At 67.5% G+C, this 14,384-nt stretch carries 19 protein-coding genes; 13 read left to right on the top strand and 6 right to left on the bottom strand.

Annotated elements, in window-relative coordinates; all coding sequences use genetic code 11:
• Position 1: 1 nt before the first annotated feature.
• From IP89_RS03345 to IP89_RS03300, 10 genes are all read left to right on the top strand, one after another.
• The gene (locus tag IP89_RS03345; protein WP_052080935.1) at positions 2 to 775 is read left to right on the top strand and encodes an SDR family NAD(P)-dependent oxidoreductase; all 774 of its coding nucleotides are present in this window, start codon (positions 2 to 4) and stop codon (positions 773 to 775) included.
• On the top strand, positions 775 to 1,524 hold the full coding sequence (locus IP89_RS03340) for an SDR family NAD(P)-dependent oxidoreductase (protein WP_043307697.1): 750 nt from the start codon (positions 775 to 777) through the stop codon (positions 1,522 to 1,524). The genes IP89_RS03345 and IP89_RS03340 overlap by 1 nt, the downstream gene beginning before the upstream one ends.
• A 1-nt stretch (position 1,525) precedes the next feature.
• Complete coding sequence (locus IP89_RS03335; protein WP_052080934.1) at positions 1,526 to 2,401, top strand: DMT family transporter; 876 nt, start codon at positions 1,526 to 1,528, stop codon at positions 2,399 to 2,401.
• A complete protein-coding gene (locus IP89_RS03330; RefSeq protein WP_043307694.1) occupies positions 2,398 to 3,162 on the top strand; it encodes a creatininase in 765 nt (254 codons plus the stop codon). Before IP89_RS03335 ends, IP89_RS03330 begins: the two co-directional genes overlap by 4 nt.
• Positions 3,159 to 3,788 (top strand): cysteine hydrolase family protein, encoded by a 630-nt coding sequence (locus IP89_RS03325; protein ID WP_043307692.1) that lies wholly within the window; start codon positions 3,159 to 3,161, stop codon positions 3,786 to 3,788. Before IP89_RS03330 ends, IP89_RS03325 begins: the two co-directional genes overlap by 4 nt.
• Positions 3,785 to 4,561, top strand: coding sequence for an N-acyl homoserine lactonase family protein (locus IP89_RS03320; RefSeq protein WP_043307690.1), 777 nt, complete (start codon positions 3,785 to 3,787; stop codon positions 4,559 to 4,561). The genes IP89_RS03325 and IP89_RS03320 overlap by 4 nt, the downstream gene beginning before the upstream one ends.
• Entirely contained in the window at positions 4,558 to 5,310 is a 753-nt protein-coding gene (locus IP89_RS03315) for a hypothetical protein (RefSeq protein WP_043307689.1), read from the top strand. The genes IP89_RS03320 and IP89_RS03315 overlap by 4 nt, the downstream gene beginning before the upstream one ends.
• Positions 5,307 to 6,143 (top strand): ABC transporter permease, encoded by an 837-nt coding sequence (locus IP89_RS03310; RefSeq protein WP_043307688.1) that lies wholly within the window; start codon positions 5,307 to 5,309, stop codon positions 6,141 to 6,143. The genes IP89_RS03315 and IP89_RS03310 overlap by 4 nt, the downstream gene beginning before the upstream one ends.
• A gap of 5 nt (positions 6,144 to 6,148) precedes the next feature.
• Positions 6,149 to 6,991, top strand: a complete 843-nt coding sequence (locus IP89_RS03305) for an ABC transporter ATP-binding protein (RefSeq protein ID WP_043307687.1) — start codon at positions 6,149 to 6,151, stop codon at positions 6,989 to 6,991.
• A 103-nt stretch (positions 6,992 to 7,094) separates the two neighbouring features.
• Complete coding sequence (locus IP89_RS03300; RefSeq protein ID WP_043307685.1) at positions 7,095 to 7,478, top strand: VOC family protein; 384 nt, start codon at positions 7,095 to 7,097, stop codon at positions 7,476 to 7,478.
• 56 nt (positions 7,479 to 7,534) lie between these two features.
• Here the strand turns inward: IP89_RS03300 and IP89_RS03295 are convergent, their stop codons facing one another.
• The 6 genes from IP89_RS03295 to IP89_RS03270 form a co-directional block, all read right to left on the bottom strand.
• The gene (locus IP89_RS03295) at positions 7,535 to 7,783 is read right to left on the bottom strand and encodes a hypothetical protein (RefSeq protein WP_043307684.1); all 249 of its coding nucleotides are present in this window, start codon (positions 7,781 to 7,783) and stop codon (positions 7,535 to 7,537) included.
• Positions 7,784 to 7,923: 140 nt separating this feature from the next.
• Entirely contained in the window at positions 7,924 to 9,264 is a 1,341-nt protein-coding gene (locus IP89_RS03290) for a hemolysin family protein (RefSeq protein WP_043307683.1), read from the bottom strand.
• 73 nt (positions 9,265 to 9,337) lie between these two features.
• Complete coding sequence (phoR, locus tag IP89_RS03285) at positions 9,338 to 10,591, bottom strand: phosphate regulon sensor histidine kinase PhoR (protein ID WP_256203096.1); 1,254 nt, start codon at positions 10,589 to 10,591, stop codon at positions 9,338 to 9,340.
• Between the two features lie 78 nt (positions 10,592 to 10,669).
• A complete protein-coding gene (phoB, locus tag IP89_RS03280) occupies positions 10,670 to 11,359 on the bottom strand; it encodes a phosphate regulon transcriptional regulator PhoB (protein ID WP_043307681.1) in 690 nt (229 codons plus the stop codon).
• A gap of 86 nt (positions 11,360 to 11,445) precedes the next feature.
• Positions 11,446 to 12,339 (bottom strand): 4-hydroxybenzoate octaprenyltransferase, encoded by an 894-nt coding sequence (gene ubiA / locus IP89_RS03275; RefSeq protein ID WP_043307680.1) that lies wholly within the window; start codon positions 12,337 to 12,339, stop codon positions 11,446 to 11,448.
• A 59-nt stretch (positions 12,340 to 12,398) separates the two neighbouring features.
• Positions 12,399 to 12,947, bottom strand: coding sequence for a chorismate lyase (locus IP89_RS03270; protein WP_043307713.1), 549 nt, complete (start codon positions 12,945 to 12,947; stop codon positions 12,399 to 12,401).
• 153 nt (positions 12,948 to 13,100) lie between these two features.
• Here IP89_RS03270 and IP89_RS03265 point away from each other — a divergent pair, with 153 nt between their 5' ends.
• From IP89_RS03265 to IP89_RS03255, 3 genes are all read left to right on the top strand, one after another.
• A complete protein-coding gene (locus tag IP89_RS03265; RefSeq protein WP_021702151.1) occupies positions 13,101 to 13,268 on the top strand; it encodes a rubredoxin in 168 nt (55 codons plus the stop codon).
• Between the two features lie 284 nt (positions 13,269 to 13,552).
• Positions 13,553 to 13,825, top strand: a complete 273-nt coding sequence (locus IP89_RS03260; protein WP_043307679.1) for an HU family DNA-binding protein — start codon at positions 13,553 to 13,555, stop codon at positions 13,823 to 13,825.
• Between the two features lie 138 nt (positions 13,826 to 13,963).
• Positions 13,964 to 14,362 (top strand): hypothetical protein, encoded by a 399-nt coding sequence (locus IP89_RS03255; RefSeq protein WP_043307678.1) that lies wholly within the window; start codon positions 13,964 to 13,966, stop codon positions 14,360 to 14,362.
• Positions 14,363 to 14,384: the final 22 nt, after the last annotated feature.

The following is a 14,384-nucleotide window of genomic DNA, read 5'->3' as shown; positions in this document are numbered from 1 at the left end:
GATGATCGACTATCGCGGCAAACGCGTGCTGCTCACCGGCGCCGCCAGCGGCATCGGTCGCGGCCTGGCGCGGGCTTTCGCCGAAGCCGGCGCGACCCTGGAACTGCTCGATCGCAACGCCGAGGCGCTGGCCGCGGTGGCCGACGAACTGGCACCGCTGGCCGACGTGGCCTGGGCCTGCGTCGAGCTGGGTGACAGTGCCGCCGTGGCGGCCTACGCCGAGCGCCGTGGCGAGCTGCCGCTGGATGTACTGATCAACAATGCCGGTGTCGAGTACGCCACGCCGTTGGCCGAGCGCGGCGCAGAGGCCGACGCCCACTGGCAGGCGCTGCTGGATAACAACGTGGCCTCAATGCTGCGCCTGACCCGCGCCCTGCAGCACCAGCTGCGCGCCGGCAGCTGCGTGATCAACCAGGCCTCGATCTGGGGCCTCAAGGGCGTGCCCGGTTTCTCCGCCTATGTCGCCAGCAAACACGCGGTGATCGGCCTGACCCGTTCGCTGGCCTGGGAGCTGGGGCCGCGGCGGATCAGGGTCAACGCGGTGTGCCCGGGCTGGATCGGCACCGACGCGGCGATGCGCTCGCTGGCGGTGATGGCCCAGGCCAACGACCGCAGCGAGGCCGACGAGCTGGCGCTGATCCTCGCCGCCCAGGCGGTGCCCGAACTGCTCACCCCGGCCGACCTGGCCGGCACCTTCCTGTTCCTCGGCAGCCCGCTGGCCGCGCCCGTCACCGGGCAGGCGCTGTCGGTCAGCCATGGCGAGGTCATGCACTGATGAAGCCGCTGCAAGACAAGACCGCACTGGTCACCGGCGCCACCCAGGGCATTGGCCGGGCCATCGTCCTGGCGCTGGCCGAAGCCGGCGCGACGGTATGGATCAACCACCTGAATCAGCCCGAAGCCGCCGCCGCCCTGGTCGCGCAGATCCGCGCCGACGGCGGTCAGGCGCACGCGGTGCAGGCCGACGTGGCGGCGCCCGAGCAGGTCGCCGACATGTTCGGTTGGGTGCTCGCCGAGGGCGATCTGGACATCCTGGTCAACAACGCCGGGATCATCCTCGAACAACCCTTCCTCGATACCAGCGAGGAAGACTGGGCGCGCGTGCTCGGCGTCGACCTGCACGCGGTGTATCGCTGCTGCCGCCACGCCCTGGCGCACATGCAGGCACGCGGCGACGGCTGCATCGTCAACATCGCCTCGGAGCTGGGACAGATCGGCCGCGAGCGCTACGCCGCCTACTGCACGGCCAAGGCCGGGGTGATCGGCCTGACCAAGGCGCTGGCCCGCGAATTCGCCCCGGCCATCCGCATCAACGCGGTGGCGCCGGGGCCGGTGGACACGCCGATGGTTTCGGTGGAGCACATGAGCGCGGAGATGGTCGCCCGCGAGGTGGCGATTCCCGCCGCGCGTCTCGGTCGTCCCGAGGAGATCGCCGCCGCCGTGCGCTTCCTGGTCTCGGCCGAGGCCAGCTTCTTCCACGGCCAGACCCTGGGCGCCAATGGCGGCGCCTGGATGGGCAGCTGAGATGCGCCCTGAGCTGATCCTGCTGCTCGGCGCCAGCTTCTGGGGTCTGGGCTGGCTGCCGCTGGAACACCTCGCCGGCCAGGGCCTGCGCGGCATGCCGGTGGTGCTCTACACCTATGGGTTGCTGTGCCTGCTGGCGCTGCCGCTGCTGTGGCGCCAGCGCGCCGCCTGGTGGCCGCAGCGCCGCGCCCTGACGGTGATCTGCCTGTGCGGCGGTTGGGCCACCGCGGGGCTGGTCGGTGCGCTGTCCGAAGGCGACGTGGTGCGCGCCATGCTGCTGTTCTACCTGGCGCCGGTGTGGGGCCTGCTCGGCGGCTGGCTGCTGCTCGGCGAGCGGCTCAGCGCCGTGCGCGTCGGCGCCCTGGCGCTGGCCATGCTCGGCATCGCCCTGACCCTTGGCATCAGCGCTGAGACCTTCCGCCCACTCGGCGCCAGCGACTGGCTGGCGCTGTCCGCCGGCTTGGCCTTCGCCTGCAACAACCTGGCGACTCGCGCCGCCGACCGCGTGCCGCTGGCCAGCAAGGCGGTGGTGGCCTTCGTCGGTGCGGCCTTGCTCGGCGGCCTGTTCTGCCTGCTGCAGGGCACCGCGCTGCCAGCGGCCGGCCCCGGCCTGTGGGCGCAGATCGCTCTGTTCGGGGTGTTCTGGCTGCTGGCCATGGGCGCCGCGCAATACGGTTTCAGCCATGTCGAGGCCAGCCGCGCCGCGGTACTGGTGGTGATCGAGCTGGTGGTGGCGGTGCTCACCGCCGCCTGGCTCGGCGAGCGCGAGCTGGGCCTGCGCGAATGGTGCGGCGGCGCCCTGGTGCTGATCGCCGCGCTACTCGCCGAGCGGCCGAGCCGACCTTCTTCTTCCGTTCTCTGTGAGGCCAAGTCATGACCGTACGCATGGACCAGCTCAGCTGGGTCGAATACGCGCGCCGCGTGCGCGAACTGTCGCCGGTGGTGTTCCTGCCCTGCGGCGCCACCGAGCAGCATGGCCCGCACCTGCCGCTGGGCACCGACGCGCTGCTCGCCAGCGCCATCTGCGAGGACGTCGCCGCGCGCGTCGGCGGCCTGGTCGCCCCGGCGCTGTCCTACGGCTACAAGTCGCAGCCCAAGTGCGGCGGCGGCAACCACTTCTGCGGCACCACCAGCCTCGACGGGCAGACCCTGATCGCCCTGGTGCGCGATGCCGTGCGCGAGTTCGCCCGCCACGGCGTGACCCGCCTGGTGCTGGTCGACGGCCACTACGAGAACCAGTGGTTCGTCACCGAGGGCATCGAGCTGGCCATCCGCGAGCTGGGCCCGACCAGCAAGCTGCAGGTGATGCGCCTGGAACACTGGGACTTCTGCACCGAGCAGACTCTGGCCGATGTGTTCCCCGATGGCTTCCCCGGTTTCGCCCTGGAACACGCGGCGGTGATCGAGACCTCGCTGATGCTGCACTACCTACCGAACCTGGTGCGTCTCGACCTGATTCCCGACGAGGCGCCGGCGGACTTCCCGCCCTACGACATGTACCCGAGCCGCACCGAGTGGGTGCCGCCATCCGGCGTGCTGTCCTCGGCCAAGGGCTCGACGGCGGAGAAGGGCGCGCTGATGGCCGCCGACATCGCCGGCGGCATCGCCAGTGCGGTGCGCAAGGAGTTCGCCCTGTGAGTACTGCGCTGATCGTCATCGATATGCAGCGCGACTTCTGCGCGCCGGGCGGCTACGCCGACCAGGCCGGGCTGGATATCGGCCTGCTGCGCGCGCCGATTCCGGCGATTCAGGCCTTGCTCGATGCCGCTCGCGTGCGCGGCCTGCTGGTGCTGCATACCCGCGAAGGCCATCGCCCTGATCTATCCGATTTACCCGAGCCCAAGCGCCTGCGTGCGCTCAATGCCGGCGCTGCCATCGGCAGCCAGGGCCCGCTGGGCAAGCTGCTGGTGCGCGGCGAATACGGCCACGACCTGATCGACGAACTGCAGCCGCTGCCCGGCGAGCCGGTGATCGACAAGCCCGGCTACAGCGCTTTCGCCGCCACCGACCTGGAGCTGCTGCTGCGCAATCGCGGTATCAGCGAGCTGATCATCTGCGGTGTCACCACCGAAGTCTGCGTGTCCTCGACCCTGCGCAGTGCGGTCGACCTGGGCTATGCCTGCACCCTGGTCAGCGATGCCTGTGGTTCGGGATACCCCGAGCTGCACGCCGCGGCCCTGGCCATGGTCGATGTCGAGGGCGGCCTGTTCGGCCGGGTGTGCGACAGTCGGCGTCTGCTCGCCGAATGGAAGGACGCCCCATGACCCAAGTGACCAAGCTGTGGCCGCTGCTTACCGCCACCCACCGCTACGACAAGTCCATTTCCACCTGGCAGCGTGGCCACGGCGAGATGATCGAGGCGCCGATCCTCGCCTACCTGATCGAAACCAAACACGGGCGCATCCTCTACGACGTCGGCTGCGACTACGCGAAGATTGCCGACCCGGCCCTGCGTGAGCATTGGTACGGCGACTTCGAAATGGGCGCACCCCACATGACCGAAGAGCAGCGCCTGCCGGCGCATTTCGCCCGCCTCGGCCTGACCCCGGCGGACATCGACCTGGTGTTCCTCGGTCACCTGCATTTCGACCATGCCGGCGGCCTGTGCGAAGTCTGCGGCGCCGAAGTGCATGTGCACGCGGCCGAGCTGGAAGCGGCGCGGGCCAAAGCCGACGATGCCTATTTCATCGACGATTTCGCCGGTGACTATCGCTGGAAGGTGCAGACCGACGAGTACGAGCTGGTACCCGGCGTGCGCGCGATCAACACTCCCGGCCACACCGCCGGGCACATGTCGCTGCTGATCGAGCTGCCCCAGGGCAAGCCGGTGATCCTTGCCGGCGACGCCGCCGACCTGACGGAAAACCTCGACCAGGAAATCGCCCCCGGCACGCTCTGGCAGGGTCGCGAGGACATGGCCATCGCCAGTATCCGCAAGCTCAAGGCGTTAGCCCGCGAGACCGACGCCGAGCTGTGGCCGAACCACGACATGGCCTTCTTCAATGGCCTGCGCCAGTTCCCGGAGTTCCACTCATGAAGTCCGTACCCGAGCATTACCTCGGTGTGTGGCAGCGCACGCTGCTGACCACCACCGCCGGCGTGCACGACACCGCCACCCAGGTCTACTGGCTGCAAACCGCCAGCTTGTTCGCCGACCTGCGCATTCCCCAGCCGGAACCGCAGGACGTTGCCGAGCGTGCGTTGCAGGCCGGTTTCGCCGGCGTCACCGCCATCGATGGCGACATCTGCCAATGGCACCGGGCAATCGACTTCCAGCCGCCGAGCGGCCGCGACGATATCGGCCGCATGCGCTTCGAGCGCGCCGACTACCTGCTCGAAGACGGCCTCGACGGCAGCTACCACGAGGTCTGGGAGCGTCTGCCGGAATCGCTTGGGCGCAACTGGGGTACCTGGCTGGTGGCCGCAGACGGCCGCCAGGGCTGCCTGCTGTTGGCCGGCAACTATTTCCTGTTCGCCGCCGGGCGCGCGGATGCGCTGCCGCCGGCCGAGTCGCTGAGTGCACTGCTGGATGGCAATGATGCCGAGGCCCTGCTGTCCTTCGAGCTGTCCTTCGGCCGTCACCAGGGCGGACGCACGCCCTGGGTCATCGAACTGTCCACCCTGGCCGGTCGAGCCGGCCAGGCCCTGTTGCCCGCCAGGGTCGATGCCGATGCGCTCGACCAGGCCCTGACTCCTGCCTTGTTGGCCGAACTCGGCGCGCTGCCGCCGCCGGGCGGCTGGCAACGCCGCGAGAGCCCCGTGTTTGCCGAGGAGGTGACGCCATGACCGCCCATCAACCCCTGCCCGAGAGCCGTGTCGCCGCCGCGCCGCCGCGCCTGCGCTGGTGGACCATCCGTGGCGAGCTGCCGCGCGGTGCGATCTGGGGCCTGGCCGCCGCCGGCCTGCTGCTGCCGCTGCTGCTGTGGTGGCTGGCCAGCGCCGTCGGGGTCTCCAACCCGATGTTCCTGCCCGGCCCGGATGCGGTGCTGGCGCGGGTCGGCCGCTGGTGGAGCGAGGAGGGCCTGCTCGCCGATATCGGCATCAGCGTGTACCGGGTCATGACCGGTTTCCTGGCCTCGGCGCTGATCGCCCTGCCGCTGGGCCTGTACATCGGCACCTACCGCCCGGTGCAGGCGTTCCTCGAACCGCTTACCGACTTCATCCGCTACATGCCGGCGGTGGCCTTCATTCCGCTGATCATGCTGTGGGTCGGCATCGACGAAGGCTCCAAGGTGCTGATCATCTTCATCGGCACCTTCTTCCAGATGGTGCTGATGGTCGCCGAGGATGTACGCCGCGTGCCCATGGCGCAGATCGAGGCGGCGCAGACCATGGGCGCCTCGCGCAGCGAGATCGTCAAGCTGGTAATCCTGCCGTCGTCACGCCCGGCGCTGCTCGACACCCTGCGCATCACCTGCGGCTGGGCCTGGACCTACCTGGTGGTGGCCGAGCTGGTCGCCGCCAACTCCGGCCTCGGCTACGCCATCCTCAAGGCGCAGCGCTACATGCACACCGACAAGATTTTCGCCGGGATCATCCTGATCGGCATCATCGGCCTGCTCACCGACCAGGCGTTCCGCTGGCTCGGCCGCGTGGCCTTCCCCTGGATGAAGAGGTAAGCGCCATGAGCGAGAGCAAGATTCAGATCCGCCACGTCGACAAGGTGTTCAAGAGCAAGGGCCGCGAAGTGCAAGCCCTGCAGGATGTCAGCCTGGATATCCGCGCCAACGAATTCATCACCTTCGTCGGCGCCTCCGGCTGCGGCAAGTCGACCCTGCTGCGCTCAATCGGTGGCCTGGAGCAGCACAGCGCCGGCTCGATCCAGGTCGACGGCGCGCCGATCCACGGCCCCGGCATCGACCGCGCCATGGTGTTCCAGCACTACAGCCTGTACCCCTGGCTGACGGTGATGGACAACATCAAGTTCTGCCGCCAGCTCAAGGTGGTCAGCGACACCGTGCGTGGCGATGCCGATGTGGAAGTGGCCAGCGGCCGCGCCGATGCGCTGCTGACCCTGATGGGCCTGTCGGCCTTCGCCAAGGCCTATCCCAACCAGCTCTCCGGCGGCATGCAGCAGCGCGTGGCGATTGCCCGCGCGCTGATGCCCAAGCCGCAGATCCTGCTGATGGATGAGCCGTTCGGCGCGCTGGACGCGCAGACCCGCGAGGTGATGCACGACCTGATCCGCCATGTGCACCGCCTGGAGAAGAGCACCATCCTGTTCGTCACCCACGACGTCGAGGAGGCGATCTACCTCGGCGGACGCGTGGTGCTGATGGCGCCGCGTCCGGGACGCATCGACACCATCTACGAGGTACCGCTGCCGGCCGAGCGCAACCAGGACATGAAGCTGGCGCCCGAGTTTCTCGCGCTGAAGAAGGAGATCCTCGGCCGTATCCGCGAGACCTCCGGGATGAACACCGACCTGGAGCTGCTGGAACAGCTGACCCGTACCGTGCCGGCCTGACCGGCAGCTTCCAGTACTGCTGCATCATCGGTGTGTGGCAGGCATGACAAGACAGGAGGGACTGCGCTAGCGTCTGGCGCACCCTCACCAAGGAGCTACACCGATGATTGGTTACGTGATGCTGGGCGTTGCAGATCTGGACAAGGCCCGCGAGTTCTACGACCCGCTGCTGGCCATGCTCGGTGCCGTGCCCGGCGAGTGGAGCAACGAGCGCAGCACCTTCTACGTCAGCCAGCCGGGCAAGCCGATGTTCGCCATCACCCTGCCGTATGACGGCCAGCCGGCCAGCGCCGGCAATGGCAGCATGGTCGCCCTGCCGTGCGCCTCACCGGCGCTGGTCGACCAGGTCTACGCCTGGGTGCTGGAGCACGGCGCACGCGATGAGGGCGCGCCTGGCGAGCGTGGCGGCGAGGGCAGCGGCTTCTACGGCTGTTATTTCCGCGATGCGCTGGGCAACAAGCTCTGCGTGTTCCACTACGCCCCTTGAAGGGGCGGGAGCGGAATCAGGGCGCAATGCCCTGATCCGCTAACCATGGGCGGGCGCTAATGCAGCGCCAGACCGTGGTCCAGGTGCTGATCCACCAGCCATTTGCCGTGGGCCAGGGCGGCGTGCTGGGCGCTGTCCAGCTCGGCGAGGAAGCGCTGGTTCAGCGGCAGCGACAGGCGCCGGGTGGTCTGCCCGTCGGGCAGGGTGATTTCGCAGGCGGCCGCCCAGGGCGTGGGAATGCCCGGGTGCTCGACGACAGCGGCACGGATGGCGTGGTCGCGATGGGTGCATTGCAGCGTGGTCATGGCGTGTACCTCCAGCTGGGCCGCCAGGCCTGCAGGCCCGAATTCGCAGCGTGAGTGTCGGTTTCACCATAAGGCACCTGGCCGCCATCGGCGCCCTCAACTGACGAAGGGCGCCTGCAAGCGCAGCGGCGGCAAGGGGCTCAGTCCAGCTTGAGGACCTTGGCCAGGACGATCTTCGGGCCCTTCATCTTCTTGATGATGATGTGCAGGCCGTCGGTTTCCAGCATCTCGTCCTCCTCCGGCACCCGGTTGAGGCTCTCGTAGACCAGGCCGGCCAGGGTCTCGGCCTCGATATGGTCGAGGTCGACGCCGAGCAGGCGCTCGATCTTGAACAGCGGGGTGTCGCCGCGCACCAGCAGCTTGCCCGGCTGGTAGGCGAGCACGCCGCGCTCGGCCTTGTGGTGCTCGTCCTGGATGTCGCCGACCAGCACTTCCAGCACGTCTTCCATGGTCAGGAAGCCGACCACCTTGCCGTCGGCCTCCTCGACCAGGGCGAAGTGTGCGCCGCCCTTGCGGAAGGTCTCCAGCAGCTCGGACAGCGGCATGTGCTTGGTCACCCGCTCCAGCGGGCGCATCAGCTCGGCCAGGTTGAACTTGGACGGCAGCATCTCGAACAGCGACAGCTGCAGCAGCAGGTCCTTGATGTGCAGCACGCCGACGAAGCTGCCGCTGGCCTCGTCGAACACCGGGTAGCGGCTGAACTTGTGGCGGCGGAACAGGGCGAACACCTCGTCGAGGCGCGCGTGCAGCTCCAGGTAGATCAGGTCCTCGCGCGAGTTGGCCCAGTCCACCACTTCCAGCTCGCCCATCTCCACGGCCGAGGCCAGCACGCGCATGTCCTGGTCGCTGGGGTCGCGGGCGCGGCTGGAGTGCAGGATCAGCTTCAGCTCGTCGCGGCTGTAGTGGTGCTCGTGGTGCGGCCCCGGCTCGCCTTGCCCGGCGATGCGCAGAATGGCGTTGGCGCTGGCGTTGAGCAGGTAGATGGCCGGGTACATCAGCCAGTAGAAGGCGTACAGCGGCGCGGCGGTCCACAGCGACAGCAGCTCGGGTTTGCGGATCGCCCAGGACTTGGGTGCCAGCTCGCCGACTACGATGTGCAGGTAGGAAATAATGAAGAAGGCGAAGAAGAACGAGATACCGTGGACCAGCTTCTCCGAGTCCAGGCCGAGCATGCCCAGCAGCGGGGTCAGCAGTTCGGCGAAGGCCGGCTCACCGACCCAGCCGAGGCCGAGGGAGGCCAGGGTGATGCCCAGCTGGCAGGCGGAGAGGTAAGCGTCCAGCTGGTTGTGTACGGTGCGCAGGATGTGACCGCGCCAGCCGTGCTTTTCGGCGATGGCTTCGACCTTGGTCGCGCGCAGCTTGACCATGGCGAATTCGGCGGCCACGAAGAAGCCGTTGAGCAGGACGAGAAAGAAGGCGAACAGCACGAGGCCGAGATCGGCGAAGAGTGCAGAGGTAGAGAGGCTACTAGAAGGGTCCATTGGCGGTTGGGGCTGGCAAAAGATCGCTACAGGGTGGCGGCTGCCATGGGCGATTGCAAGCGACAGGCGCGCGCTATTCGCGCACGCTCAGCTGCTGGGTGGGGAAATGGCAGGTGAAGGTGCTGCCCTTGCCGACCACGCTGGCGATATCCAGGCGCGCGCGATGGCGCAGTAAGACATGCTTGACGATGGCCAGGCCGAGGCCGGTGCCGCCGGTATTGGAGGCGCGGCTGGAGTCGACCCGGTAGAAGCGCTCGGTCAGGCGCGGCAGGTGCTTGGCCTCGATGCCGAGGCCGCTGTCAGCCACGCTGAAGTGCCCGCCCTGGTCGTCGGTCCACCAGCGGATGCGGATCTCGCTGTCCTCGGGGCTGTACTTCACCGCGTTGAACACCAGGTTGGAGAAGGCACTACGCAGCTCCGCCTCGCTGCCCTTGAGGCGCACCTGGTTGTCCGTCTCCAGCTTGATGCGGTGGTTGCGCCCGGCCGACAGCGCCTGGGCGTCGTTCTTGATGCTCAGCAGCAGCAGGTCGACCGCCACCGGCTGGTTGTCCGAGGGGTAGTCGGTGGCTTCCAGCTTGGCCAGCAACAGCAGGTCATTCAGCAGGTTCTGCATGCGCCCGGCCTGCTGCTGCATCTGCTGCAGGGCGCGCAGCCAGCGCGGGTTCACGTCTTCGGCGTTGTCGGCGAGGGTCTCCAGGTAGCCGGCGATTACCGTCAGCGGCGTGCGCAGCTCGTGGGAGACGTTGGCGACGAAGTCCTTGCGCATCTGTTCCAGCTGGTGGATGCGGGTGACGTCGCGGACGAACATCAGGTGCTCGTTGTTGCCGTAGCGGGTGATCTGCATCTGCAGGCGCTGGCGGTCGCTGATCGGCGACGGCAGCTCCAGGGCTTCCTGGTACTGGCCTGCCTCGAAGTATTCCTTGAAGCGCGGATGGCGCACCAGGTTGGTGATCGACTGGCCGCTGTCCTGCGGGGTCTTCAGGCCCAGCAGCTGCTCGGCGGCGCGGTTCCACCACTCCAGGTTGCCATCGGCGTCGAGCATGATCACCGCATCGCGCAGGGCGGCGGTGGACTCCTGCACGCGGTCGATCACCGCCTGCAGGCGGCCGCGCACGCGTTGGTCACGGCGCTGCAGGTGGTAGATGTTGTCGAACACCTCGCCCCACAGGCCGTAGCCCTCGGGCGGCGCCTCGTCGGGCTGGCGCTCGCGCAGCCAGCGATGCAGGCGCAGCAGCTGCTTGATGTGCCACAGCAGGTAGCCGCCGAGGCCGAGCACCAGGGCCCAGGCGTACTCGCCAGTGATCAGGCCGAGCACGCCGCAGAACATCAGCAGCAGCAACAGATGGCGGCCGATGGCGCCACGCCAATTCTGGTTCACCGGAACGCGTCCTTACCGGGGGCGGGGTCAGCTCTTGGTGGAGAAACGATAGCCGGTGCCGCGCACCGTCTGCACCAGGTTTTCGTAAGCCTCGCCGAGCGCCTTGCGCAGGCGGCGGATATGCACGTCGACGGTACGCTCCTCGACATACACGTTGCCGCCCCAGACCTGGTCCAGCAGCTGGCCACGGGTGTAGGCGCGCTCCTGGTGGGTCATGAAGAACTGCAGCAGGCGGTATTCGGTGGGGCCCATCTCGGCTGGCTTGCCGTCGATGGTCACGCGGTGGCTGATCGGGTCGAGCAGCAGGCCACCGACTTCGATCGGCGCCTCGCCGTCGCTGGGACCGGTACGGCGCAGCACGGCCTTGAGGCGGGCCACCAGCTCGCGCGGCGAGAAGGGCTTGGTGATGTAGTCGTCGGCGCCGACTTCCAGGCCCTGGATCTTGTTGTCCTCTTCGCCCTTGGCGGTGAGCATGATGATCGGGATGTCGTCGGTCAGCTCGTCACGCTTGAGGCGGCGGGCCAGTTCGATGCCGCTGGTGCCTGGGAGCATCCAGTCGAGCAGGATCAGGTCCGGCTTGCGGTCCACGATCAGCGCATGCGCCTGCTGGGTGTTCTCCGCCTCCAGGCAATCGTAGCCGGCCATCTCCAGGGCCACTGCGATCATCTCGCGGATAGGAGCTTCGTCATCAACGATCAGGATGTTCTTGCCAACCATGGACCGAGCCTCGGGTCGTCTGTATTGCGCCGCATTAGATAACGGAATTATTGCAGCGATGTGACAAGCCTGCGGCAGCCACCGGTCTAGCGCAGCGCGTAGTCGATGACGATGCCCAGCAGAATCGCCAGTCCGGCCCAGTGGTTGTGCAGGAACGCGGCGAAGCATTTCTGCGGATCGCGCTCGCGGGTGTACCAGAATTCCCAGGCGAAGCAGGCCGTGGCGCCGAGCAGGCCTAGGAGGAACCAGATGCCCAGGCCGAAGCGCGCGCCAGCCATGGCCAGGCACAGAATCGCCAGGCCCTGCAGGGTGAGGATGATGACGCGGTCGGCGTCGCCGAACAGGATGGCGGTGGACTTCACGCCGATCTTCAAGTCGTCCTCGCGGTCGGTCATCGCGTAGTAGGTGTCGTAGGCCACCGTCCACAGCAGGTTGGCGATGTACAGCAGCCAGGCCTCGGGCGGCGGCAGCTCGCCGGTCACCGCACTGAAGGCCATCGGCATGCCCCAGGAGAAGGCCGCGCCCAGGACCACCTGCGGGTAGTAGGTGTAGCGCTTCATGAAGGGGTAGCAGGCCGCCAGAGCCAGGCCGCCGAAGGACAGCAGGATGGTGGTCAGGTTGGTGAACAGCACCAGCACGAAGCTCATCGTCACCAGCACGGCGAACAGGGTCAGCGCCTCGCGCGGCGTCACCCGGCCATCGGCCAGCGGCCGGGCCTTGGTACGCGCCACATGGCCGTCGAAGTTGCGGTCGGCGTAGTCGTTGATCACGCAACCGGCGGCGCGCATGAACAGGGTGCCGAGGACGAAGATCAGCAGCAGCTTGAGGCTCGGCACGCCCTTGCTCGCCACCCACAAGGCCCAGAGGGTCGGCCACAGCAGCAGGTAGATGCCGATGGGCTTTTCCAGGCGCATCAGCTGGACGAAGTCCCAGGTGCGCGGGTGGACGCGATTGAGGGCGAGCAGGAAGGATTGGTACATCGGCGGTCTCCGGTGCGAGTGCGCCGATTATAAGAGCATGTGCGCCGCGCGGGCGGCGTCTAGTTCTCGGCCGCGTGAGTCCAGAAGGCCGGCAGGAACACCTCGGCCACCAGCACGCCGAGACTGTCGCGGCGGAAGCACGAGCGGCGTCCCCAGAGCTGTTCGGCACGCGCCTCGCTCGGCAGCCAGGCGGCGGGGTAGCGGCAGGCCTGCAGCTCGCCACGGGCGAAGGCGCGGTCGCTGAACAGCAACTCACCCAGCGAGCGGCTGCCCAGCTTGCCGAGATCGAGACCGGAGCCTTCCAGCGCATGGCGCGCCGCCACGCTGCGGGCGAACACCCAAGGCTGGCCGGCGCCGAGCAGGTAGACCTCGCGGACCCAGCCCATGCTGCCGGCCGGCACCTGCAGGGCGTTACACTCGTCGACACGCAGTACCTGCCAGCCCTGTTGCAGCGGTTGCACGGAGAAACGCTGCTGGCTGAGGGCAGTGAGGCGGCGGGTCAGCGACTCCTGATTGAACAGCCAGTCGCGCAGCAGTGGTGCGGGCACCGGGTGCAGTTGAGCGGCATTGAGCCAGCGCGGAGGGTGGGCAAGGGCGGAGGAGGGCACGACAACGGCTTCGACTTCCTGGGAGGCCGCGAGCTTAACACAGCGGTAACGGTCGCCCGGCACTTGCACATGGCGGCGCATGCCAGTAAAAAGCCTGCTGATTTTTTGACCAGGGCGCAGCGTCCGCAGAGACGGCCCACGATGAGGTAGAGCATGAAGAAGTGGCAATGTGTGGTCTGTGGCCTGATCTATGACGAGAGCCAGGGTTGGCCCGACGACGGCATCGCGCCCGGTACCCGCTGGGAAGACGTGCCGGCCGACTGGCTGTGCCCGGATTGCGGCGTGGGCAAGGCCGACTTCGAGATGATCGAAATCGGTTGATCGCCTCAGTTTCGAGGCTTCGCAGCGGCGGCCCCAGGGCCGCCGTTGGCGTTTCAGGGCTCTGGATTCGCGGTGTTGACGGCGGTGTGGCGGAAATGACGGTCGTTCTGTCGCTATCGCCCTGATGTCTGCCCGTGCAAACTGCCCGGCAGCACTGGCGCAGTCCCGGATGGCGTGCCATTCTCCTCCCGGTCTGCCGCAGCGCAGAGCTGTTGCGGCGCCTTGGGCGCTGTTCCGGACGGACAGCACGGACACAACAACAACAAACCGTCAAAGAGGCATCTATGCGCAAACCCGAACTCGCCGCGGCCATCGCCGAAAAGGCTGACCTGACCAAAGACCAGGCCAATCGCGTACTCAACGCTGTTCTCGAAGAAATCACCAGCGCGCTGAACCGCAAGGACAGCGTCACCCTGGTTGGCTTCGGTACCTTCCTGCAGCGCCACCGTGGCGCCCGCACCGGCAAGAACCCGCAGACCGGTGCTCCGGTCAAGATCAAGGCCAGCAACACTGTGGCCTTCAAGCCGGGCAAGTCCCTGAAGGACGCCGTCAACTAAGCAACTCCCGGCCTGGAGCCGCGAGGCTCCGGGCCACTCCCCCGCCATTCCGCGCAAGCCGCCTGCCAGACGGGATGTAGTGTCCTGTTCAAATCGCTACAATGCGCCGCCGAATCCATCACTGCGAGGCCGCGCGCCATGAAGTTCCGCTTTCTCCTCTGGATGCTGGGCCGCCTGATGGCCAAGGCCAGCCGTACCAATCCCGAGTTCCAGCAGCAGCTGGACGGCAAGGATCTGGTCTTCCAGCTGCACACCCTCGACGGCAAGGTTGCCCGTCACTACCGCATCAAGGACCAGCGCGTCACCAGCCATGCCGGTGCGGCCCGTGAGCCGGCCTTCGCCATCGGCTTCAAGGATGCGGTCTACGGTTTCGCCACCATGAACGCCAAGAACAAGCAGCTGGCCTTCATGCAGGGCATCCAGAACAAGGATATCCAGATCCAGGGCAACCCGGCACTGGTGATCTGGTTCCAGGGCCTGCTCAAGCACGTGGTGCCGAAGAAGAAAAAGAAGACCGAGGTCAAGAAAGCGGCCTGAGCCGCTTTCCCGCTCTGGTTTG

The sequence above is a fragment of the Pseudomonas sp. ML96 genome (assembly GCF_000761545.1).
GTDB lineage: Bacteria > Pseudomonadota > Gammaproteobacteria > Pseudomonadales > Pseudomonadaceae > Aquipseudomonas.
The sequence above is the reverse complement of the archived record's forward strand: the minus strand, read 5'-3'. Positions and strand labels throughout refer to the sequence as shown.

Excerpts from the sequence above, each read along its gene's own strand:
- IP89_RS03345 (WP_052080935.1), top strand. The coding sequence starts at position 2 with ATGATCGACTATCGCGGCAAACGCGTGCTGCTCACCGGCGCCGCCAGC.
- IP89_RS03340 (WP_043307697.1), top strand. The coding sequence starts at position 775 with ATGAAGCCGCTGCAAGACAAGACCGCACTGGTCACCGGCGCCACCCAG.
- IP89_RS03335 (WP_052080934.1), top strand. The coding sequence starts at position 1,526 with ATGCGCCCTGAGCTGATCCTGCTGCTCGGCGCCAGCTTCTGGGGTCTG.
- IP89_RS03330 (WP_043307694.1), top strand. The coding sequence starts at position 2,398 with ATGACCGTACGCATGGACCAGCTCAGCTGGGTCGAATACGCGCGCCGC.
- IP89_RS03320 (WP_043307690.1), top strand. The coding sequence starts at position 3,785 with ATGACCCAAGTGACCAAGCTGTGGCCGCTGCTTACCGCCACCCACCGC.
- IP89_RS03315 (WP_043307689.1), top strand. The coding sequence starts at position 4,558 with ATGAAGTCCGTACCCGAGCATTACCTCGGTGTGTGGCAGCGCACGCTG.
- IP89_RS03310 (WP_043307688.1), top strand. The coding sequence starts at position 5,307 with ATGACCGCCCATCAACCCCTGCCCGAGAGCCGTGTCGCCGCCGCGCCG.
- IP89_RS03305 (WP_043307687.1), top strand. The coding sequence starts at position 6,149 with ATGAGCGAGAGCAAGATTCAGATCCGCCACGTCGACAAGGTGTTCAAG.
- IP89_RS03300 (WP_043307685.1), top strand. The coding sequence starts at position 7,095 with ATGATTGGTTACGTGATGCTGGGCGTTGCAGATCTGGACAAGGCCCGC.
- IP89_RS03295 (WP_043307684.1), bottom strand. The coding sequence starts at position 7,783 with ATGACCACGCTGCAATGCACCCATCGCGACCACGCCATCCGTGCCGCT.
- IP89_RS03290 (WP_043307683.1), bottom strand. The coding sequence starts at position 9,264 with ATGGACCCTTCTAGTAGCCTCTCTACCTCTGCACTCTTCGCCGATCTC.
- phoR (WP_256203096.1), bottom strand. The coding sequence starts at position 10,591 with ATGTTCTGCGGCGTGCTCGGCCTGATCACTGGCGAGTACGCCTGGGCC.
- phoB (WP_043307681.1), bottom strand. The coding sequence starts at position 11,359 with ATGGTTGGCAAGAACATCCTGATCGTTGATGACGAAGCTCCTATCCGC.
- ubiA (WP_043307680.1), bottom strand. The coding sequence starts at position 12,339 with ATGTACCAATCCTTCCTGCTCGCCCTCAATCGCGTCCACCCGCGCACC.
- IP89_RS03265 (WP_021702151.1), top strand. The coding sequence starts at position 13,101 with ATGAAGAAGTGGCAATGTGTGGTCTGTGGCCTGATCTATGACGAGAGC.
- IP89_RS03260 (WP_043307679.1), top strand. The coding sequence starts at position 13,553 with ATGCGCAAACCCGAACTCGCCGCGGCCATCGCCGAAAAGGCTGACCTG.
- IP89_RS03255 (WP_043307678.1), top strand. The coding sequence starts at position 13,964 with ATGAAGTTCCGCTTTCTCCTCTGGATGCTGGGCCGCCTGATGGCCAAG.